The organism is Halomonas sp. THAF12, assembly GCF_009363675.1.
Taxonomy (GTDB): domain Bacteria; phylum Pseudomonadota; class Gammaproteobacteria; order Pseudomonadales; family Halomonadaceae; genus Halomonas; species Halomonas smyrnensis.
The window spans coordinates 353,376-374,121 of the sequence record NZ_CP045399.1 but is presented as its reverse complement, the minus strand read 5'-3'; the positions used below and the strand labels follow the sequence as shown (position 1 = coordinate 374,121).

Sequence of the window (20,746 nt, the reverse complement as noted above, 5' to 3'; positions counted from 1 at the left end):
CGGCCCACTCAGAGAGACAAGAACAGCAAGGAAAAGCGGCGAAGGGGCCGGCAACGCCGGGATCAGCGCTTGTCTGTCCCCGCGGGCTCGCCGGATTCACGGGCCAGGCGCTCCACGGCGTCGCCGCCCTCGCGGGTCAGCCCCTCCAGCCGCTCGATCTGCTCGCCCAGCCGCGGCAGCGCCTCGCGGCGATAGCTCGCCAGGTCGTCGACCGCCGCCATGACGTCGGCGAAGGCGCCCTCGAGGGCCTTCATGTCGAGGTTGGCGGAGGCGGCGCGGGTCTGGATGTCCACGCCCTGCTGGCGCAGCGCCCGGGCGGTGCCGGCGATGGTCTCGCTGGTGGTGGCGTTGAGCGACTCGACGCGGTCGAGCACCAGCCGCTGGTTGGCCAGCGCCAGGGCCACGGTGGCCGCCACGCTCAGCGCCGACACCGTGACGTTGACCGCCCGGTCGACGCCGCGCATCAGCTCGCGGTTGTTGCGGATGATCACCTCCAGCGCCAGCACGCCCTGCTGGCACACCGCCTGCTGCTGCTGGAGGTCGAGGATGCGCTGGCGCAGCGGGAACAGCAGCTCCTCCTCGACGAAGGCGCGACGGTCGTCGTCGGCGATCTCGTCGCGGGCCGCCATCAGGCGCTCGTCGATCAGCCGCCCCAGCGACACCTGGCGCTCGAGCTGGTCGAGGGTGGCGCGCATGGCCTCCTGGTCGTCGGACAGCGTCAGGTTGTCCCGCTCCAGCATGTCACGCCCCCCCTGGAGATCGGCGATGATCGCCTCCAGCGCCTGCTGGGCGGTCTCGAAGCGGTGGAAGTAGCGCTGCAGCCGGCTGCTGGCGCCCGGCAGCAGCCGACGCAGCCGGTCGAAGCGGCCGGGCTCGAGGCGATGATGGCGCGGGTCTAGGTCGTCCATGCGGCCGCGCAGCGCCACCAGCGCCTTGGCGACCGGCCCGCCCTCCTCGCCGTGGCGAGCCAGCTGGCGCAGCGGCGTCTTGAGCATCTCGCTCTGGCGCGCGGCCTGCTGCTGGAGCTCGAGGCCCATCTCGTCCACCGCCCGACGCTGGCGGGCGGCGGCGCCCTCGGCCTCGTCGCCCAGGGTCTCGGCCACGAAGGCCTCGGCCATGGCGGCGAGCCGCGGGTCCGCCGCGGCGCGCCCGGCCTCGTCCGCCGCCGGCCGCTCCAGCTCCTCGGCGATGCGTTCCACGGGCGGCAGCGACAGCGGGCTGCCCTCGGGCTGAGGCGCGTCGGTCATTGGCAGGCTCTCCTCTTCTCTCGCTGATGCCATGTCTTCTCTGGCTGTGGCTGCCGCGAATGATCGCGGCCAGGACGTGCCGCCAGTCTATCCGGCGCGCCCGGTCAGGTCTCGCGGCCGTAGCGCCCGGCGCCGTCGATGAAGCGGCGCAGCTCCTCGCAGGCCTGGTCGGCGCCGACCCGGGCCCGCGGGCGGCCGGTGACGATGCGCGACAGCGCCACGCTGGTGTCGTCCAGCGCGGTCAGCGCCGCCTCGTTGCGCGCCGCCAGCCGGCGCAGCGATTTCTCGGTGTCCTCGATCAGCGCCAGCCGGCGGCGCAGGGCGTCGGTCTCGTTGGCCGACAGACTGCCGGCCTCATGGCCGAGGCGGCGGCGGATGAAGTCGACGTCGAGGCCGGCCACGCCGCGGGCCTGGGAGGCCATGGCGGTGAAGTTGTCCACCGCCCCCATGCACACCTCGACCACCAGCGAGCGGGCCCGCTCGTGGGCCAGCTCGCCGGCCGTGAAGCGCGAGGCCATGACCTCCAGCACGTTGCCGTAGCGGCTGTAGAGGCGGTCGACCTGGGCGGCATGATCGGCACGGTCGACCTCCAGCAGCGCCCGCTTGGCCCGGCACAGCGCCTGCACCACCTCGTCGGCGTCGGCCGGCGGATGGTCGGGATCGAGCTCGCTGACGCCGGCCTCCCGGGCCGACTCGTGGCGGCGGCGGGTGGCCTCGGCGCGCAGCATCTCCTCGAGCCGGCGCTTGTGCCGCCTCGCCCGGAAACGCCGCCAGCGCCGTTCCAGCGGCAGCTCCACGGCGATGGCGGCGAGCCCCGCCAGCCAGCCGCCGAGGCTGGGGTCGAAGCCGCCCCACAGCGAGGTCAGCCACATCAGCAGGCTGAGGAAGGGCACCAGAAAGGCATAGCGCACCACCACCTGCCAGCGGCTGGGCTGCTCGACGGCCAGCGCCAGCCGCGGGCTGGCCAGCCCCGCCAGGCACCAGGGCAGGCAGGTCAGGAACAGGCCGTAGGCGGCTCCCTGAAGGAATCCCAGCATGGCGTCGTCGTGGCCTCCCGTGGCTGCTCTCTGTGGTGACGGTCTCATGATGAGGCCAGCACGGCCATCCCGCCACCCCGGGCGGGGTGTCGTTGATCGTCCACAGTTGGCACCGCGGCAGGGATTCGACCACCATGGGTAACGACGGCCGGCAGCGTAGCGGCCGGCTCCCCTGCAACGAAGCCTCCAGCACCGGAAGGAGATACCCCATGAAACGGACCCTGATGCTTAGCCTCGGCGCCCTGCTGACCCTGGCCCTGGCCGGCTGCGGCACGACGACGGGCGAACGCGCCGCGAGCGGTGCGGGCGTGGGCGCCGCGGTGGGTGCCGGCGCGGCGGCCGTGACCGGCGGCGATGTGAGCCAGGGCGCCGTGATCGGCGGCGGCGTGGGCGCCGCCACCGGCGCGGCCACCGACGAGGAAGACATCAACCTCGACGAGCGCTGATCGCACTCAGTGGCAGACCCGCCAGCCGCGCAGGGCCAGGTGGAAGTGATCGGCATGCGCGGCGTTGTAGTCCGGGCCCAGCACGGTGCCTGCCGGCTGAGCGAGCTGGCGCCGGACCGCTTCTAGAGCAGCGACGACTACCACCACGACTGTCGCGCCCAGCTGTCCGACGAGTTCGGGCTGTTCGCCCGGGTCGATGCCGACGCGTTATGACGGTATCGCTGGGCTTCCGCGGCGACGGTCCCCGGGTGATGCGTCGCGCCATGCTGGCGCTGCGCCATATCGCCCCGGTGTTGGCCGACCTGCTCGGCGAGTACCGGAAGTGGCAGGGCCACGGCCCGCAGGCCCGACTGGAGGAGTGCGAGCCGGTGGAGGCGGCCTTCGACAGCTTCGGCAGGTGGCCCTGGCACAGCGCAAGCGGGAGATCGTCCGGCTGCTGCTGGCCGGCCACTCCACTAGGTCGGCGGCCCGCAAGCTCGACATCAGCGACGGCTCCGCCAAGGTGCACCGCCAGCACATCTACCAGCGCCTCGAGGTCTCCAGCCAGTCGCAGCTATTCCGGCTGTTCCTCGACCAAGTGGCGCTGGTCTACCGCCAGCACGGCGGCTGAGGTCCGGGAACTAGAAGGTCCCGGGGTAGCCGCCGCCGTCGAGGAGGATGTTCTGCCCGGTCAGGTAGCCGGCCTGGCCGCTGCACATAAAGGCGCAGAAGGCACCGAATTCGTCCGCGGAGCCGAAACGCCGCGCCGGAATGCCCTGGAGGCGTTGCTCGCGCACCGCCTCGAGCGTCTGGTGCCCCTGTTCGGCCGCCCCGGCGAGCCCGCTGCGAAGACGCTCGGTATCGAAGCTACCCGGCAACAGGTTGTTGATCGTCACGTTACGGCTCGCCAGTCGTGGCTGACGCGCCAGGCCCGCGACGAAACCGGAGAGGCCCGCCCGCGCCCCGTTGGAAAGCCCCAGACTATCGATGGGCGCCTTCACGGCCCCCGAGGTAATGTTGACGACTCGCCCGAACCCGTTGTCCGCCATGCGATCCACGGTCGCCTTGATCAGCTCTATCGGCGTCAGCATGTTGGCCTCCACCGCCTGCAACCAGTCATCGCGTTCCCAGTCGCGAAAGTCCCCCGGCGGGGGCCCACCGTTGTTGGTGACCAGGATATCGACCCTCGGACAGGCCGCCAGCACCGCGGCACGCACCGCCTCGCTACCGATATCGCCGGCCACGGGGCGCACCTCGATCTCGCCATTGAGGGCGATCAGTTCCTGGGCGGCCGCCTGCAGGGCGTCCTCGCTGCGCGAATTGATCACCAGGTTGACGCCTTCCCTGGCCAGAGCGCGCGCGCACCCTCGACCCAACCCCTTGCTGGCGGCGCACACCACGGCCCAGCGTCCGGCGATGTTCAGGTCCATATCGTGTCTCTCCTTCATGTGATGTTTCCGACCAGGCCGCGGCCTGCGATTGGCAGCACGATCCTGGTGGGTATCGATCAATACACCGCCCGGCCACCGGACAGGTCGAACACGGCCCCGGTTTGAAAGCTGCAGGCCTCCGACACCATCCAGGCCACCATCTCGGCCACCTCGTCCGGCCGCCCCAATCTCCCCTGTGGCGACTTGTCGATCATGGTCTGGACATGATCCGGGCTCATCTGGCCGAGCAGCTCGGTGTCGATGGCCGCCGGGGCCAGGGCGTTGATGCGCAGCGCGGTGGTGGCATGCTCCTTGGCGAGCGACTTGGTCAGGGCCACCACTCCGGCCTTGGCCGCACTGTAGGCGGAGGCGTTGGGCGTGCCCTCCTTGCCCGCCAGCGATGCCAGGTTCACCAGCCAGGCACGCGGCCGTTCCAGCAGATGGGGGACGAAACAGCGGCACACCTCGAAGGCGCCGACCAGGTTGATATCGACGACCCGCCGCCAGGTCTTCGGATCGCTTTCCACCAAGGGGGCCGTGGCGCCGGCCATGCCGGCGCTGTGGACCAAGATGTCGATCCCTCCGCTCTGTGCCCGAATGGTCTCGGCGCATCGAGCCAGCGCCTCGGGATCGGTGACATCGGCCACCAACTGGCGCGGTGCTGTCGTATCGGGGGCGACATCCAGCACCCAGACGCTGGCGCCATCTCGCTCGAGACGCTCGACGATGGCACGCCCAAGTCCACGACTGCCGCCGGTCACCACGGCGACCTTGTGACGAAAATCGTAGCGAGGCAGTCTTGCGGTGGTGGCATCGGCGGGCGATTCGGTTTTGCTCATGCGGTTGTCCTCACATCCGTCGCACTCAACGGGCCGAATAACCGCCGTCCACCGGCAGGATCACGCCGGTCACGAAGCGCGCCTCCGGCGAGGCCAGGAACAGCGCCGGGCCGGCGATGTCCGCCGGCTCTCCCCAGCGCGCCATGGGCGTGCGACCCACCAGTTCCGCCGAGCGCTCGCTGTTGTGGGTCAGCGCCGAGGTCAGATCGGTGGCGATCCAGCCGGGGGCCAAGGCATTGACACGGATGCCGTCGGCGGCCCAGGCGATCGCCAGCGAGCGGGTCAACTGGGCGACGCCACCCTTGGAGGCCGAATAGGCAGGCGCCTGGCCGCTGCCGAAGAAGGACAGCATGGAGGCGGTGTTGATGATGCAGCCGCCGGCGGCCTTCAGGGCGCCGTGTGCCGCCTGGCAGCAGCGCTGCGAGCCGTTGAGGTTGATATCCACCACGGTCGCGAAGCCCTCGGGAGTGAACTCTCGGCCCTCGCGCTGGATGACCCCAGCACAATTCACTAGAGCATCGAGGCGCTCGAAGCGCTCGAAGAATCGGCTTACCTCCGCCTCGTCACGGACATCCAGGCGATGGCGACCGGCCACCCCCTCGACGCGCATGTCCTCCGGGGGCTCGACGCCCGTCACGTGTACTTCGTCTCCGCGGGCCGCAAACGCCTCGGCGATCGCCTTGCCGATGCCCGAGCTACCTCCAATGACGACTAGGGTTTTCATGGCACTCCTCGATTTCGGTGGGTTAGAAGGTGGGAATCAGGTGGAAAGGTGGTGACGCGCCGTGCGTCGTGTCGCCCACAGAGTGGAGCCGATGATGGCCAGCCACACCAAGATCGCCAGGCCGCCCAGCCCGGCGGCGATGGGCCGCTCGAACAACGCCGACAGATCACCACCGGACTTGATCATCGAGCGCATGAAGTTGCTTTCCACCACCGGCCCCAGGATGACCGCCAGGATCATCGGGCCGATGGGGAAGTCGTTCTCGGCCAGCACATAGGCGATCAGCCCCAGCCCCAGCATCAACCAGACATCGAGCATGCTGTTGTTGGCGGCGTAGGCACCGACGATGCAGAACAGCAGGATCAACGGATAGAGCACGCTGGCCGGCACCGACAGGATGTGGCGGGCACCACGCACCGCCAGCAGTCCCAGCGGCAGCAACAGCAGGTTGGCGATCAGGAAGGACAGCAGGATGGCGTTGACCAGGGCGGCATCGGTGGTGAAGACATCCGGGCCCGGCGTCACCCCCTTCATCATCAGCACGCCGATAATGATGGCGGTGATGGTGTCGCCGGGAATCCCGAACACCAGTGCCGGGACGTAGGCTCCCGACAAGGCGGCGTTGTTGGCCGAGCTGGCCGCGACCAGCCCCTCGGGATGACCGGTGCCGAACTTCTCCGGCGTCCGGGAAAGACGACGCGAGATGGCATAGCTGATCCAGGAGGCGATATCCGCCCCCGCACCAGGCAAGGCGCCGATCAGGGTACCCAGGACACTGCTGCGGGCCACTCCGCCCTTGTAGCGCCAGACCAGCCCCGCGACTCCGGCGAAGGGGCGCTTGACCGGCGGCGGCGTAGGCAAGGCGCCACGCCCGATCTCCGGCAAGCGCCTCAGCAGCTCGGCCACCGCGAACAGCCCGATCAGCACCGGCAGGATGGAGATACCTCCCATCAGCTCCGGCACGCCGAAGATGAAGCGGATCTGGCCGGAGACGCTGTCCATGCCGACCATGGCGATCAACAGGCCGAGGAGCATGGAGAGCGCGCCCTTGAGGGGATCGGCACCGGAGACCAGCACGGCACAGGACAGCCCCAGCAGTGCCAGCCAGAAATACTCGTCGCTGGTGAACTGAAGGGCGAAGTCCGCCACGATCGGCGCGCAGAAGGCCAGGATGGCGACACCGACGATGCCCCCCAGCACCGAGCAGACGAGGTTGACGCCGAGCGCCTGGCCGATCTTGCCCTGACGCCCCATCAGGTAGGCCTCGTCGGTGTAGGCGGCCGAGGCCGGGGTGCCGGGGATGCGCAGCAGGGCCCCGGGAATGTCACCGGCGACGATGGCCATGGCCGTGGCCGAGACGATGGCCGCGATGGCGGGTAGCGGGTCCATGAAGAAGGTCACCGGCACCAGCAGGGCAGTGGCCATGGTGGCGGTCAGGCCGGGAATGGCACCGATGAACAGCCCGAATAGCGAGGCACCAACGATGATCGCGAGCACGTCCCAGGCCAGAACCATCGCCAACGCTTGATGTAATTCTGCCATCAGTAGATCACTCCCTCGAGGAAACCCAGATCAAGCGGCACGTGCAGGAGCATGGCGAAGCCCAGCCAGATCAGCAGGGTGACCACGGCCGCCACCGCCACGGCCAACCCCCAGCGTCCCCTCGACAGCCAGCCGATCAACACGGTCAGCATCGCCATGGCCAACACGGGAAAGCCGAGGAGCGGCGTGAGCCACACATAGCCGCTCACCGCGGCCACCACCGCCCCCAGGCAGATCAGGGTCCGCGAGGGCGCGACCGTTCCCTGCCAGACGAACAGCGGACCGCGGCGCAGCCATCCGCGCAGCGCCAGCAATAGCCCCAGCACGATCAGCAGGCTGCCGATCAGGGTGGGAAAGGTACCCGCGCCAAAGTCCTGGCGCGGTAGCGTGTAAAAGTCTCGGGAGGCGAGGACGGTGATCGCGCCGAGCAGCGCCATCACCAGCCCGAGCACGAGATCATTGATGCGCATCTCGAATCCTGTCGCGTGTGGTCGGACGAGGCTTATTCGCCCAACCCGAGTTTGTCGATGATCTCGGCGTTGTTGGCATCGGCCTCGGCCATGAAGTCGCCGAAGGCCTGGGGGCCCAGCCACTCGACGCCGAAACCACGACTGGCCATGAAGTCTTGGAATTCTTGCGATTCGTAGACGCGTTGGGTGGCATCGGCCAGGGTCTCGACCACCTCATCAGGCAGCCCGTCCGGCCCCACCAGGCCCCGCCAGGTACCCGCCGCCCAGGGTTCGCCGGTGATTTCCCCGGAGGTCGGGATATCGGCAAAGGCCTCGAGGCGTTCGTTGGCGAACACCGCCAGCGTCTCGACCCGCCCCGCCTCGCGCATGGACTCGGATTCGGGCAGCGACGAGAAGACGAAGTTCACCCCGCCCGCGACCACTTCCTGCATGGCGGGGGCCGCCCCTTCGCTGGGCACCAGCGTGACCGCGTTCGGATCGATGCCCTGCTGGTTGAGGAAGCCGGAGAAGGCGAGATGATAGGCGGCGCCAGGCGCAGCGCCGGAGACCGTATAGGCCCCTGGGTTTTCCTCGATATCGGCGAGGACCGATTCCAGATCGCTCCAGGGGGCGTCGGCTGCCACACTAAAGGCCGCGGCATCGAGGTTGACCATGGCGACAGGCGCGAGGTCCTCGTAGGAGATTGGCGCCGTGCCGATATTCCGGTAGGTGCTTATCTCGGCGGTCACCAGCCCCAGGCTATAGCCGTCGGGTTCGGCCATGGTCATGGCGGTATGACCGACGATGCCGCCGCCACCGGTGCGGTTCACTACATTGACGCGCTGGCCCAGCGCCTCCTCGAGGCCGCTGGCCAGCTGGCGTGCCACCGCGTCGGTGCCACCGCCGGCGGACCAGGGCACGATCAATTGAATCGGCTTTTCAGGATAGGCGGCCTGGACCGACCCGGCAGCAAACATGGCGGACAGCAGGCCGGCGGACAGGACGAGCGACTTGTTGTGGAAGATCATGCTGAGGCTCCTTCAACGCTGATTGTTATGGCTGGTGTTGTTATAGGTTGTCGTGTTGGCGAGAAGCGCGAGCGCCCGTGGGCACTCAGCGAATGAATTGGTCGACGAAATCCCCGCCGAGGCCACAGGCTTCGTAATGCTGGCGACACATATCGATCTTGGTGAAGACGTCTTCGAAGCCCAGATGCTTGCCCCAAGGATCGACGTAATACATCACGCCGTTGACCTGGAAGAGGGTGATCATCTCCTCGACGTCCTCGTCCACGACCAGCGTGTGGGTCTCGCCGGGGGGCTCGTAGACATAGCTGCCTTCCTCCGCCACCCAGTCATGCTCCAGGTAGCGCCAGCGGCCCTTGAGCACCACCCCGTGCACGGGGTTGGGGTGGCGATGCCGGCTCAGCACGCCGGACTTGCGAACTCGCAGCAGGTTGACCCAGTAGCCCTGGGAGGCATTCAGGCACAGCGGCCGAAAATCGACGTTTTCTGCCTGTGGCACCCATACGCGCTCGTCTTCGGGAATCGCCTGGGGAACGACGATTTCCGTTGACGCCTCGGCGGGCTGGGGATACTGATACGGCATGCGCTGGTGGTCGTCTTGCGACATTGGGCACCTCTTTTGTCCACATAGTGGACTATTGATTCATAATATGGACAATGCCCTAGGGAAGTTAAGAGGATCAGGAGAGGGCGTCAAATGATTAGACGCCGAACATTCGTTAGACATTGGTAGTAGAGGCCGGGTATGAACGACCAAACCGAGACGAAACAGACGCGGCCCGCCGTGCAGGGAGCCGCCGCCGTGACCAAGGGGTTGCGGCTGCTTCAGGTCATTCCCGAGCTGTCCGAACATGCCAGCGCCGGCAATATTCAACGACGGTTGGGACTGCCTCGACCCACGGTGTACCGGTTGCTCAACACCCTCGAGCAGGAGGGCTTCATCGAGCGCAACCCCCTCGGCGGCGAATACGTTCTGGGACGGGAGATTCTTCGCCTGGCGCAACAGACGATCGCCGAGAGCAGTCTGCAGCAACGGGCACGCAGCACGCTCAAGGCGATCGGCAGGGAGACGGGCGAAACCGTGCACCTCGGCGTGCCAGTCGGCTGCCATATGACATTCGTCGACAAGGTGGAATCACCCGAGGCGGTACGCATGGCCTCCTACATCGGCATGCCTGTGCCCATGCACTCCACCTCGGTGGGCAAGGCGTACCTGGGCGCCCTGGACGAGCCGACCCGGGAACAATACCTGTCACAGCTTCAACTGGACCCGGTCACGCACCGCACCCATACGTCGCTGGATAGCCTGCGTGAGGAACTGCGGCTCACCAGGGAGCGAGGCTATGCGATCGACGATGAGGAGAACGAACCCGATATCATCTGCTTCGGCCTGGCGGTTCGTGGCGCCGATGGCAACATCGCGGGCGCCATCAGCGTCAGCGTGCCGCGCTATCGCCTGCAGGATGATGACGAAGCCCGCATCGTGGGTATCATTCGGGGGCAGTGCCATACTGTGGGGCTAGCCACGTAAGGCCTCATTGCATGCCGTACCCAGCTGTAAACAAAAAACCGGCCCGAGGGCCGGAAAACGCCGTAAAAGCATGAACCAATGGCATGACGATGAACTCTCAGGGCGTCGCTGGTAGCGCCGCGATGTCACAGGGAGATCGGCCTAATGCTGGAATCCGCAGACAGACGACGTTCAAGTGGCGAACGTCATCCACACACTCTTGAAGTCGAAGTACGCCTCCAGCGAGTGATGCGACTCGTCACGGCCAGCCACCGACGAGGAAGACATCAACCTCGTCGAGCGCTGATCGCGCTCAGCGGCAGACCCGCCAGCCGCGCAGGGCCAGGTGGAAGTGATCGGCATGCGCGGCGTTGTAGTCCGGGCCCAGCACGGTGCCGAAGACGTCACAGGCGCCCTGCCGGGCCCGCTCCAGGAAGTCACCCTCGGCATCGTCGCCGCCCCAGTCGCCGGGCAGCGCGATGCGCCGACCGTCGGCCAGCCGATAGGCGGCCACGTCCAGCGCCTCCGCCGTGGCGTGCTGGCTGCGCCGCCCCTCCTCGCGGCCATAGATATTGCGGCAGGCGAAGCTGCCATAGTGCTCCACCGTTACCACGGGCTGGCCGAACAGCGCCCGGGCGGCGGGCTGCAGGCGATGGCGCTCGTAGCGCAGCCAGGCCACCGCCAGCGGGCAGGTGGCCACGAAGCTCGAGCTGAATCTCACCCCCGAACGCTCCAGCCGCACCACGTTCTCGAGCGGGCAGCCCGCCACCGGCTCGTGATCGGCCAGCGGCGTATAGGCCAGCGCCGGCTCGTCGCTGCGCGCCAGCACCGCCAGACACGCCTCGGGATCGTCCTGCAGGCGGCCGAGCTTCCAGCGCGTCACCGGCGTCGGCGGGTCTTCCACGGCCAGCGGCCGCCAGGGATTCCAGCCGGCGGGCAGCGTCCAGATGCCCTTGTCGAGCGCGATCCCCACCAGCAGGCCGATGATCGCCAGTATCAGCAACAGCGTGCGCATGTCCCTCCAGAGATTGCAGTCGTGTCGTCTCGAGCTTAGCCCGGTTCATGCCGTGTCACCCCAGGCGCCGCCGGTGATACCCTGAGGCGGCTTCCCGCCATTCGAGCCTGCCGTTGCCCATGAACCTCACCGACCTGCTCGCCAACTCCGCCAGCCAGACCTGGCACCAGCGCCTGGCCCAACTAATCCGCAGCGCCGGTCATGCCAGCCTGCCGACCCTGCTGGAGCAGACGCTACACGAGCTGGTCGGGTTCGACACCATCCTGATCAACACCTACAAGGGACGTCACCGGCCCCTGCTGATCCACGACAATTACCCGCCGGATCGGCGGCAGCAGGGCATCGAGCGCTACCTGAGCCAGGCCTACCTGCTCGACCCCTTCTTCCAGGCCGTACACGACGGGCTCGACCACGGCGCCTGCCGGCTGCGCGAGCTAGCGCCGGACTGCTTTGAGAGCAGCGACTACTACCACTACTACTATCGCGCTCTGGGGCTATCCGACGAGATTGGGCTGTTTGCTCGGGTCGACGACGACGTGGTGATGGTGGTGTCGCTGGGCTTCCGCGGCGACGGCCCTCGGGTGACGCGTCGCGCCATGCTGGCGCTTCGCCATATCGCTCCAGTAGTGGCCGCCCTGCTCGGCGAATATTGGAAGTGGCAGGGGCACGGCTTCCAGGCCCGACTGGAGGAGCGCGAGCCGGTGGAGGCGGCCTTCGACAGCTTCGGTCAGGAGGCCCTGACCCAGCGCGAACGGGAAATCGTGAGACTGCTGCTGGCGGGGCACTCCACCAAATCGGCGGCCCTCGAGCTCGACATCAGCGACGGCACCGTCAAGGTCCACCGCAAGCACATCTACCAGCGCCTGGACGTCTCCAGCCAGTCGCAGCTTTTCCGGCTGTTCCTCGACCATGTGGCGCTGGTATCGCGCCAGCAGGGCGGCTGACGCGAAAAGGCCGGGCGCGGTTCATCGCGGACGGCCTTTTCATGCTGCCCATACAATGCTGTGGGAAAGCGTTGATGGACGTCGCTAGCGAAGAGAGGCGGGGCGGCCAGGCTATCGAGCGCAGCATCAATCGGCGCTTTCCTAAGGCGCCAGCGTCATCCACACACTCTTGAGATCGGAGTACTCCTCCAGCGAGTGATGCGACTTGTCGCGCCCGTTGCCCGACTGCTTGACCCCGCCGAAGGGCACCGTCTGGTCCATGTCCGCCCAGTTGTTGACGAACACCTGGCCCGAGCGCAGCCGGCGCGTGACGCGCATGATGCGGTCGATGTCCTGGCTCCACAGCCCGGCCGCCAGACCGTAGTCGCTGTCGTTGGCAAGGCGCACGGCCTCCTCCTCGTCCTCGAAGCCAAACACCGACAGCACCGGGCCGAAGATCTCCTCGCGGCCGATCGCCATGGCGTCGGTGACGCCGTCGAACACCGTCGGCGGGATGAAGAGCCCCTTACCGTCGACCTTGATCGCCGCGCCGCCGGCGCGCAGGATCGCGCCCTCCTCCTTGCCGCGGCGAATGTAATCGAGCACTCGCTCGTACTGGGCCTGGTCGACCATGGCACCCATGAAGCTGTCAGGGTCCAGCGGGTCGCCGGGCTGCATGCGCTCGGCGGCGGCCAGCACCCTGTCGACGAAGGCCTCACGGATACGGTTCTCGACCAGCAGCCGCGAGCCGGCGATGCACACCTCGCCCTGGTTGTGGAAGATCGCCCCGGCGGCATGCTCGGCGACCCGGTCCAGATCCTTGCAATCGGCAAAGACAATATTCGGGCTCTTGCCGCCGCACTCCAGGAACACCTTCTTGAGGTTGGACTGGCCGGCGTACTGCATCAGCTGCTTGCCCACCCCGGTGGAGCCGGTGAAGGCCAGGCAGTCGACGTCCATCGACAGCGCCAGGGCCTTGCCCACGGTGTGGCCGAAGCCCGGCAGCACCTGGAACACGCCCCGCGGCAGGCCCGCCTCGCGGGCCAGGCTGGCCAGGCGCAGCGCGGACAGCGGCGACTTCTCCGAGGGCTTGAGGATCACGCTGTTGCCGGCGGCCAGGGCCGGGGCGATCTTCCAGGCGGTCATCATCAGCGGAAAGTTCCACGGCACGATGGAGGCCACCACCCCCAGCGGCTCGCGCAGCACCAGACCCAGGGCGTCGTCGCCGGTGGGCGCGACCTCGCCGTAGAGCTTGTCGATGGACTCGGCATGGTGGCGCAGGCAGCCGATGGCACCGGCCATGTCGCCCAGCGAGCTTGCCACCGGCTTGCCCATGTCCAGGGTGTCGAGCAGCGCCAGCTCGTGCTTGTTGGCCTCCATCAGGTCGGCGAGGCGGAGCAGCACGGCCTTGCGGCCGGCCGGGGCGAGACGCGACCAGTCGCCGCCATCGAAGGCGCGCCGGGCGACCGCCACCGCGGCCTCGGCATCGGCGGCATCACAGCTCGCCACCTCGGCGAGCACCTCGCTGGTAGCCGGGTTGATCGTGGTCAGGGTCGCGCCGTCTTTGGCCGCGACGAAGGCATCGTCGATGTAGGCGCGGGTCTCGAGGCCTCGCTCGACCAGCGAGGCGGCCAGCGATTGCCAGTCAGCGTGCGTCTGGGGAATGCGGGGGTGTTCGGTCATGAGAAACTCCCTTGATCAAGCCGGACGATCGGCGCGGGTGAGCATGGCATCGCACAACACCTGGGCGCCCAGGGCGCAGTGCTCCGGGGTGGCGTATTCGGCCTCGTTGTGGCTGATGCCGTCGCGGCAGGGGATGAAGATCATCGAGGTGGGGGCGACGCGGGACACGTAGACGGCATCGTGCCCGGCGCCGCTCATCATGCGCCGATAGGGCACCGCCTGGGCCCGGGTAGCGGCTTCCACCGCGGCGATGCACTCGGGGGCGAAGTCGACTACCGGCGAGAGCCAGACACGCTGCTGGGACACCGCCACGCCGTAGGTCTCGGCGGCGGCGGCCAGCTCATGCTCGAAACGCGCCTGGAGGGCGTCCAGCTCGCCCTCTACCACGTGGCGCAGATCGACGGTGAGGCGCACCTCGCCGGGGATGACGTTGCGCGAGGCGGTCTCGATATCCAGGCACCCGAAAGTGACCTTGGTGTTGCCGCTGTCATCGGCCAGGGCATGCGTCTGCAGTCGGTCGATCAGGCGCGCCGCCGCGGCCAGGGCGTCGTGGCGCAACCGCATCGGAGTGGGGCCGGCATGGGCCGGTTGGCCGCTGAAGGTGACATCGAACCAGCGCATGCCTTGCACGCCGGTGACCACGCCGATCGACTCGTCGGCATCCTCGAGCACCGGCCCCTGTTCGATATGCAGCTCGAAGAAGCCGTCCAGCCGCGGCTCGCCCACCGGCATGTCACCGGCGAAGCCGCAGGCCTCCAGGGCCTCCCCAAGGGTCACACCGTCGGCATCGCGGCGGGCCAGGGTCTCCTCGACGGCAAACTCCCCGGCAAAGGTGCCGGAGGCGACCATGGCCGGGGCGAAGCGACTGCCTTCCTCGTTGGTCCACACCACCAGCTCCAGCGGGCGCTCGGTAACGACGCCCTGATCATGCAGTGCGCGGAAGACCTCGAGCCCGGCCAGCACGCCGAGTATGCCGTCGAAGCGACCGCCCTTGGGCTGGGTATCCAAATGACTGCCGGTGGCCACCGGGTCGAGATCATCGCGCCTGCCAGCGCGGCGAATGAAGAGATTGCCGACCCGGTCGACGCGCCAGGTGCAGCCGATCGTCTCGCACCAGTCGAGCAGCAGGCGGCGGCCGGCGGCATCCTCGGGGGTCAGCGCCAGGCGGCAGCTGCCGCCGTTCGCAGTGGGGCCGATCTCGGCCATGGCCATCAGCGTGCTCCACAGCCGCTGGTCGTCGATGGAAATCGTCATGGTGCGCCTCGTTGGTCATTGTTAATGGCGGCGAACGCCTGGCCATCACCATACGAGGGGCACCATCGCCCCCGATATACCCCAATCAGGATATGTCATCGGCATCCCGGGGCTCGCTAGGCTGGTCGAGACTCACAGGAGGCTTCACCATGACAACAACACTCCATCGCCCGACCCCCTCCGCCCCCGCCCTGGACGCCCAGGCGTTGTGGCAGAAGGACAAGGATCACTTCATCCACCCCTTCACCGACTTCAGCGTCTTCCACGAGAAGGGCTGCGATCTGATCACCGACAGCGACGGCATCTACGTTCAGGATGCCAAGGGCAACCGTTTCATCGACGGCATCGCCGGGCTGTGGTGCGTCAACGTCGGCCACGGCCGCGCCGAGATCGGCCAGGCCATGGCCGACCAGGCCACCCGCATGGCCTACTTCTCGACCTTCAACAATCTGTCCAATGCCCCGGCCGCGGAGCTCGCCGCCAAACTCGCCGAGTTGGCGCCCGCGCACCTCAATCACGTTTTCTACACCTGCGGTGGCTCGACGGCCAACGACGCCACCATCCGCCTGGTGCATTACTACTTCAACCGCCTGGGCAAACCCCGCAAGAAGCGCATCCTCTCGCGCAACAATGCCTACCATGGCACCACCTACCTGGCCGCCAGCCTGACCGGCATCGAGAGCAACAACTGGGACTTCGACACCCTCGACCATCTGGTCACCCACCTCAGCGAGGCCAACTGCTACCGCCGCCCCGAGGGCATGAGCGAGGCCGACTATTGCGATCATCTGGTGGCCGAGTTCGAGGACACCATCGCCGAGATCGGCGCCGATAACATCGCCGCCTTCATCGCCGAGCCGATCATGGGAGCCGGCGGCGTGCTGGTGGCGCCGGAGGGGTACCATAAGCGTGTGCAGGCCGTCTGCCGCGCGAATGATATCCTGTTCATCGCCGACGAAGTGGTCACCGCTTTTGGCCGCCTGGGGCACGTCTTCGCGTCCGAGGCGGTGTTCGACACCCAGCCGGACATCATCAACTGCGCCAAGGGGCTGTCCTCCGGCTATGCGCCACTGGGCGCCACCCTGATCTCCGACGAAATCTACGAGGTACTCGGCACCCCGCAGGGCAAGGGCGGCGTACTGAGCACCGGCTTCACCTACTCCGGTCATCCGGTAAGCTGCGCGGCGGCGCTCAAGAACATCGAGATCATCGAGCGCGAAGGCATCTGCGAGAACGTCCGCGAGGTGGGCCCCTATCTCGAGCAACAGCTCAAGACACTGTCCCGCCATGAAACCGTCGGTGACGTGCGCGGCAGTCACTTCATGATGTGCCTGGAGAACGTGGCCGACAAGGACACCAAGGCGCTGCTACCGGTGGAGGCACGGGTCGGAGACCGGGTGGCCGCCGAGGCCCAGCAACGCGGCCTGATCATCCGTCCGGTGGGGCATCTGAACATCGTCTCGCCGCCGCTGATCTGGACGCGCGAGACCGTCGACCGGGTGGTGGCCATCCTCGACGAAGCTTTCGCGGCCACCACGGCCTCACTACGCGAGGATGGCTACCTGTAAACGACCATTCGTTCCCCGCCGGAGATGCCGTGCGTATCACTCGGCCCCCGGCGGGGCTGGACACGGTGCAATGTGCAACCATAACAATTCAACAACAAAGGTTAATGACGATGTCACACTCTCCTTCGAGCTCGAAGGTCCACCTGCAAGGCTTCGGCAGTACCACCAAGGGTGGCCTGATATTTTCTGCCGTCGTGCTGATTGCCGGTCTTAGCAGTTTCGCTCTCGTCGACGGCGACGACTATGGCCTCTACAGCCTGCTCCCGACCGCCGTGGTGCTGGGCATGGCCATCATCACACGACGCACCATCGAATCGCTGCTGGCCGGCACCCTGGTCGGCCTGCTGATGGTCGACCCGACCACCGTGGTCACCCAGGGCTCGGACATCCTGCTTGGCGTGCTCGGCAACGATACGGTCACCTGGATCATCCTGGTCTGCGGGCTGTTCGGCAGCCTGATTGCCCTGCTGGTCAAGACCGGCGGGGTACTCAGCTTCGGTGACACCATGGCGCGACGCATCCACACCAAGCAGCAGAGCCTGCTGACCACCTGGCTGCTGGGCCTGATCATCTTCGTCGACGACTACCTGAATGCCCTGACCATCAGCGCCTCGATGAAGAAGATCACCGACCGTTTCAACATCTCCCGGGAGAAACTCGCCTACATCGTCGACTCCACGGCGGCACCGATCTGCATCCTGGTGCCTTTCTCCACCTGGGCGGTGTTCTTCGCCGGCCTGCTGGAGGAAAACGATGTCAGCGGCAACGGCATGGCTCTCTATATCGACGCCATTCCCTACATGTTCTATGCCTGGATCGCCGCCGCCATCGTGCCGCTGGTGGCGCTGGGCTGGATCCCCAACATCGGCCCGATGAAGGCCGCCGAGGCGCGGGCCGCGGCTGGCCAGATCATTCCGGAAGGCGTGGAAGACACCACCCTGGAGATCGACGACAACCAACCCCGTCCGCACCTGCTCAACTTCCTGCTGCCGATCGTCACCCTGATCTTCTTCACCTGGTACTTCGACATCGACATCCTGCGCGGCGTGATCGTGGCACTGGCGGTGATGCTGGCACTGATCGGCGCCCAGCGACTGCTGAGTTTCCATGACACCTTCGATACCGCCCTGGACGGCTTCAAGGCCATGATCATGCCGCTCGGCACCCTGGTGGCCGGTTTCACCCTCAAGGAAGTCAACGATGTGCTCGGCCTGACCGACTTCGTCATCGCCACGGTGCAACCGCTGATGACGCCTGGCATGCTGCCGGCCGTGGTCTTCGTGACGATGGCCTTCCTGGCCTTCGCCACCGGCTCCTTCTGGGGACTCTTCGCCGTGGCCATGCCCATCGTGCTGCCGCTGGCAGGAAGCGTCGACGCCAACATGGCGCTGGTGGTGGGCTCGCTGATCTCGGCCAGCGCCTTCGGCAGTCACGCCTGCTTCTATGGCGACTCCACGGTGCTCTCCGCCCAGGGTAGCGGCTGCACGCCGATGGCCCATGCCCTGACCCAGCTTCCCTACGTGCTGATTGCCGCCACCATCGCCACCGGTGTATTCCTGGTGGTCGGTCACCTGTGAGACCCGACATGACGATGACATCAACCCAAGGCGCCCGGTCGGGCGCCGCTCCTAAGAGCCCGGCCGCCCGGGGCTTCGCCATGCCCGCCGAGTTCGCCCCTCATGATGCCTGCTGGATGCTATGGCCCCAGCGCCCCGACACCTGGCGCTATGGCGCCAAGCCGGCACAGCAGGCCTTCGTCGAGGTGGCCAGCGCCATCGCCGAGAGCGAGACGGTATTCGTCGGCGTCAACGACGAGCAGTACGAGAATGCCCGCATCCAGCTGCCGGAACACGTGCGGGTGGTCGAACTCTCCAGCAACGATGCCTGGATGCGCGATGTCGGCCCGACGTTCCTCACCCACCCCGACGGCCGGATGGCGATGGTCGACTGGGAGTTCAACGCCTGGGGCGGCCTGAAGGGCGGGCTCTATTTTCCCTGGGACAAGGATCGCCGCATCCGCACCAAGATCGCAGAGATGCTCGGCATCGAGCGCTTCGTGGCACCGGTGGTGCTGGAAGGCGGGGCCATCCACGTGGACGGCGAAGGCACCCTGCTGACCACCGAGGAGTGCCTGCTCAATGAAAACCGCAATCCCGACCTGTCGAGGGCCGAGATGGAACGCATCCTGTGCGATACCCTCGGCGTGAAGAAGGTGATCTGGCTGCCTCGCGGCTGCCACCTCGACGAGACAGACGGCCATGTCGACAACCTGGCCTGCTTCGTGGCCCCCGGCGAAGTCGCCCTGACCTGGACCGACGACGAGTTCGATCCCCAGCACGCCATCTCCCGGGAGGCGCTGGCGGTGCTGGAAAGCGCCACCGACGCCCACGGGCGCCCCCTGACGGTACACCGGCTGCCCCAGCCCGGCCCGCTGCACATCGCCGAGGACGAGGCCAGCGGCATCGACCGGCTCAGCCATTCCCACCCCCGTCGCCCCGGCGATCGCATGGCCGGCTCCTACGTCAATTTCTACATCGGCAACTCGGTGGTGGTGATGCCGCTGCTCGACCCGGCGCGTGACGACGAGGCACGCGCCATCGTTCAGCGCCTGTTTCCGACCCGGCGGGTGATCGGTGTGCCGGCCCGAGAGATCCTCCTCGGCGGCGGCAATATCCACTGCATCACCCAACAGCAGCCCCGCCCCTGACCCCACCCCGACGGGGGCAGGCTCACAGCACCAGGCTGACGATCAGCGCCGCGCCTCCCACCAGCAGGGCAGTGATCACGGCCAGGGTGACCAGCCGATCCAGCCAGCGATCGAGTAGCGTCCAGTCGAGGCGGTGCGACCGGCGATGCGGGGTGGCCCCGCGTCGTCGCGACGGGGAGCCCGGGGACCTGGGCGACATGAGCAAGCTTCCTTGTGCATCCTGTCTTCTGAGCTTAAGGGGGGCGCCGCAACGAAGCCAGCGGGCGCGTCCATTCGGCCACGGCCATTGTGTCGCGCCGCGGTCGTCCCCATATAACCTTGAGCAAGCTAATGACTGGAGCCCCCATGCCCCGCCTCAACGAGATTCCGCTCTCGGTGCTCGACCTCGCCCCGATCCGCCAGGGCGGCAGCGCCGCCGAGACCTTCGACGACAGCGTCACCCTGGCCCGGCTGGCCGAGCGCCGCGGCTTCGAGCGCTTCTGGCTGGCCGAGCACCACAGCATCGACGGCATCGCCAGCGCCGCCACCTCGGTGCTGATCGGCCACGTCGCCGGCCAGACCTCGCGCATCCGCGTCGGCAGCGGCGGCATCATGCTACCCAACCATCCGCCGCTGGTGATCGCCGAGCAGTTCGGCACCCTGGAAACGCTCTATCCTGGCCGCATCGACCTGGGCCTGGGCCGCGCCCCGGGCGCCGACGCCGCGACCATGGCCGCCCTGCGCCGCGACGCCTTCGCCGGCGTCGACGACTTCCCCCAGCGCCTCGAGGAGCTCAAGGGCTATCTCGACGACGAGCGCCCCGGCCAGCGGGTGCGCGCGGTGCCCGGCCAGGGCACTCGGGTGCCGCTGTGGCTGCTGGGCTCCAGCGACTACAGCGCGCGGCTGGCCGGCCGCGAGGGCCTGCCCTTCGCCTTCGCCGCCCAGTTCGCGCCGGCCCGGCTGCACGAGGCGCTCCGGGTCTATCGCGACAACTTCCGGCCCTCGGCGCTGCTCAACGAGCCCTACGCCATGGTCGGCCTGCCGGTGATCGCCGCCGACAGCGACCTGCGGGCCGAGTACCTGGCCAGCACCGCGCGTCAGAAGTTCCTCGGCCTGGTGCGCGGCCAGCGCATCCTGGCCGAGCCGCCGACGGAGCACCTGGACTGGTCGCCGCTGGAGCAGTCCCAGGTCGAGCAGTTCCTGGGCGCGGCGGTGATCGGCGGCCCGGAGACCGTGCGCGAGGGCCTGGAGGCCTTCCTCGAGGCCACCGGCGCCGACGAGCTGATGCTGCACACCGACGTCTACAGCCTCGAGGATCGGCTGCGCAGCTACGAGATCGTCGCCGACCTGTGGCAGGCCGGCGACTGACGGACAAGAGACGGAGAAACG

The 20,746-nt window shown here is 67.6% G+C and carries 22 protein-coding genes; 8 read left to right on the top strand and 14 right to left on the bottom strand.

All coding sequences use genetic code 11. The features are described from left to right. Positions 1–62: 62 nt before the first annotated feature. Positions 63–1,247, bottom strand: a complete 1,185-nt coding sequence (locus FIU88_RS01685; RefSeq protein ID WP_152477949.1) for a toxic anion resistance protein — start codon at positions 1,245–1,247, stop codon at positions 63–65. A 104-nt stretch (positions 1,248–1,351) separates the two neighbouring features. Further along, positions 1,352–2,284, bottom strand: a complete 933-nt coding sequence (locus FIU88_RS01680) for a cobyrinic acid a,c-diamide synthase (RefSeq protein ID WP_152477948.1) — start codon at positions 2,282–2,284, stop codon at positions 1,352–1,354. Positions 2,285–2,493: 209 nt separating this feature from the next. Here FIU88_RS01680 and FIU88_RS01675 point away from each other — a divergent pair, with 209 nt between their 5' ends. Further along, entirely contained in the window at positions 2,494–2,730 is a 237-nt protein-coding gene (locus tag FIU88_RS01675; protein ID WP_016855242.1) for a hypothetical protein, read from the top strand. A gap of 6 nt (positions 2,731–2,736) precedes the next feature. Here FIU88_RS01675 and FIU88_RS19360 read toward each other — a convergent pair whose 3' ends face one another. Continuing rightward, positions 2,737–2,874 carry an extensin family protein gene (locus FIU88_RS19360; protein ID WP_172977635.1) on the bottom strand — a complete coding sequence of 46 codons (138 nt, stop codon included), beginning with the start codon at positions 2,872–2,874 and terminating at the stop codon, positions 2,737–2,739. Between the two features lie 253 nt (positions 2,875–3,127). Between FIU88_RS19360 and FIU88_RS19355 the strand changes: the two genes are divergently transcribed. Further along, entirely contained in the window at positions 3,128–3,340 is a 213-nt protein-coding gene (locus FIU88_RS19355) for a response regulator transcription factor (RefSeq protein WP_172977634.1), read from the top strand. A 10-nt stretch (positions 3,341–3,350) separates the two neighbouring features. On the opposite strand, the gene FIU88_RS01660 is transcribed toward FIU88_RS19355, so the two are convergent. From FIU88_RS01660 to FIU88_RS01630, 7 genes are all read right to left on the bottom strand, one after another. Beyond that, positions 3,351–4,139, bottom strand: a complete 789-nt coding sequence (locus tag FIU88_RS01660; RefSeq protein WP_152477945.1) for an SDR family oxidoreductase — start codon at positions 4,137–4,139, stop codon at positions 3,351–3,353. A gap of 77 nt (positions 4,140–4,216) precedes the next feature. Continuing rightward, complete coding sequence (locus FIU88_RS01655; RefSeq protein WP_152477944.1) at positions 4,217–4,978, bottom strand: SDR family NAD(P)-dependent oxidoreductase; 762 nt, start codon at positions 4,976–4,978, stop codon at positions 4,217–4,219. 25 nt (positions 4,979–5,003) lie between these two features. Further along, positions 5,004–5,702 (bottom strand): SDR family NAD(P)-dependent oxidoreductase, encoded by a 699-nt coding sequence (locus FIU88_RS01650; protein ID WP_152477943.1) that lies wholly within the window; start codon positions 5,700–5,702, stop codon positions 5,004–5,006. 36 nt (positions 5,703–5,738) lie between these two features. Further along, a complete protein-coding gene (locus tag FIU88_RS01645) occupies positions 5,739–7,244 on the bottom strand; it encodes a tripartite tricarboxylate transporter permease (RefSeq protein ID WP_152477942.1) in 1,506 nt (501 codons plus the stop codon). Beyond that, a complete protein-coding gene (locus FIU88_RS01640; protein ID WP_152477941.1) occupies positions 7,244–7,714 on the bottom strand; it encodes a tripartite tricarboxylate transporter TctB family protein in 471 nt (156 codons plus the stop codon). The genes FIU88_RS01645 and FIU88_RS01640 overlap by 1 nt, the downstream gene beginning before the upstream one ends. 32 nt (positions 7,715–7,746) lie before the next feature. Continuing rightward, positions 7,747–8,721 (bottom strand): tripartite tricarboxylate transporter substrate binding protein, encoded by a 975-nt coding sequence (locus FIU88_RS01635; protein WP_253742663.1) that lies wholly within the window; start codon positions 8,719–8,721, stop codon positions 7,747–7,749. Positions 8,722–8,806: 85 nt separating this feature from the next. Continuing rightward, a complete protein-coding gene (locus tag FIU88_RS01630; protein ID WP_152477940.1) occupies positions 8,807–9,325 on the bottom strand; it encodes a 2,4'-dihydroxyacetophenone dioxygenase family protein in 519 nt (172 codons plus the stop codon). Positions 9,326–9,463: 138 nt separating this feature from the next. Here FIU88_RS01630 and FIU88_RS01625 point away from each other — a divergent pair, with 138 nt between their 5' ends. After that, positions 9,464–10,249, top strand: coding sequence for an IclR family transcriptional regulator (locus FIU88_RS01625; RefSeq protein WP_152477939.1), 786 nt, complete (start codon positions 9,464–9,466; stop codon positions 10,247–10,249). 292 nt (positions 10,250–10,541) lie between these two features. Here the strand turns inward: FIU88_RS01625 and FIU88_RS01620 are convergent, their stop codons facing one another. Then, positions 10,542–11,243, bottom strand: a complete 702-nt coding sequence (locus FIU88_RS01620) for an extensin family protein (protein ID WP_152477938.1) — start codon at positions 11,241–11,243, stop codon at positions 10,542–10,544. A 119-nt stretch (positions 11,244–11,362) separates the two neighbouring features. Between FIU88_RS01620 and FIU88_RS01615 the strand changes: the two genes are divergently transcribed. Further along, a complete protein-coding gene (locus FIU88_RS01615; RefSeq protein WP_152477937.1) occupies positions 11,363–12,187 on the top strand; it encodes a helix-turn-helix transcriptional regulator in 825 nt (274 codons plus the stop codon). Positions 12,188–12,328: 141 nt separating this feature from the next. On the opposite strand, the gene FIU88_RS01610 is transcribed toward FIU88_RS01615, so the two are convergent. Together FIU88_RS01610 and FIU88_RS01605 are read right to left on the bottom strand one after the other, a co-directional pair. Further along, a complete protein-coding gene (locus tag FIU88_RS01610) occupies positions 12,329–13,849 on the bottom strand; it encodes an aldehyde dehydrogenase (protein WP_152477936.1) in 1,521 nt (506 codons plus the stop codon). A 15-nt stretch (positions 13,850–13,864) separates the two neighbouring features. Continuing rightward, the gene (locus FIU88_RS01605; RefSeq protein ID WP_152477935.1) at positions 13,865–15,103 is read right to left on the bottom strand and encodes a M20 family metallo-hydrolase; all 1,239 of its coding nucleotides are present in this window, start codon (positions 15,101–15,103) and stop codon (positions 13,865–13,867) included. A gap of 149 nt (positions 15,104–15,252) precedes the next feature. On the opposite strand from FIU88_RS01605, the gene FIU88_RS01600 reads away from it, so the two are divergent. The 3 genes from FIU88_RS01600 (at position 15,253) to aguA (ending at position 19,378) form a co-directional block, all read left to right on the top strand. Beyond that, positions 15,253–16,671: an aminotransferase gene (locus FIU88_RS01600; protein WP_152477934.1), complete on the top strand. Its 1,419-nt coding sequence runs from the start codon at positions 15,253–15,255 to the stop codon at positions 16,669–16,671. A 110-nt stretch (positions 16,672–16,781) separates the two neighbouring features. Beyond that, a complete protein-coding gene (locus tag FIU88_RS01595; RefSeq protein WP_152477933.1) occupies positions 16,782–18,248 on the top strand; it encodes a Na+/H+ antiporter NhaC family protein in 1,467 nt (488 codons plus the stop codon). Positions 18,249–18,262: 14 nt separating this feature from the next. After that, entirely contained in the window at positions 18,263–19,378 is a 1,116-nt protein-coding gene (gene aguA / locus FIU88_RS01590) for an agmatine deiminase (RefSeq protein ID WP_152480092.1), read from the top strand. Positions 19,379–19,400: 22 nt separating this feature from the next. Here the strand turns inward: aguA and FIU88_RS19100 are convergent, their stop codons facing one another. Further along, entirely contained in the window at positions 19,401–19,577 is a 177-nt protein-coding gene (locus FIU88_RS19100) for a hypothetical protein (protein WP_172977633.1), read from the bottom strand. Between the two features lie 146 nt (positions 19,578–19,723). Between FIU88_RS19100 and FIU88_RS01585 the strand changes: the two genes are divergently transcribed. Beyond that, on the top strand, positions 19,724–20,725 hold the full coding sequence (locus FIU88_RS01585; RefSeq protein WP_152477932.1) for an LLM class flavin-dependent oxidoreductase: 1,002 nt from the start codon (positions 19,724–19,726) through the stop codon (positions 20,723–20,725). Positions 20,726–20,746: the final 21 nt, after the last annotated feature.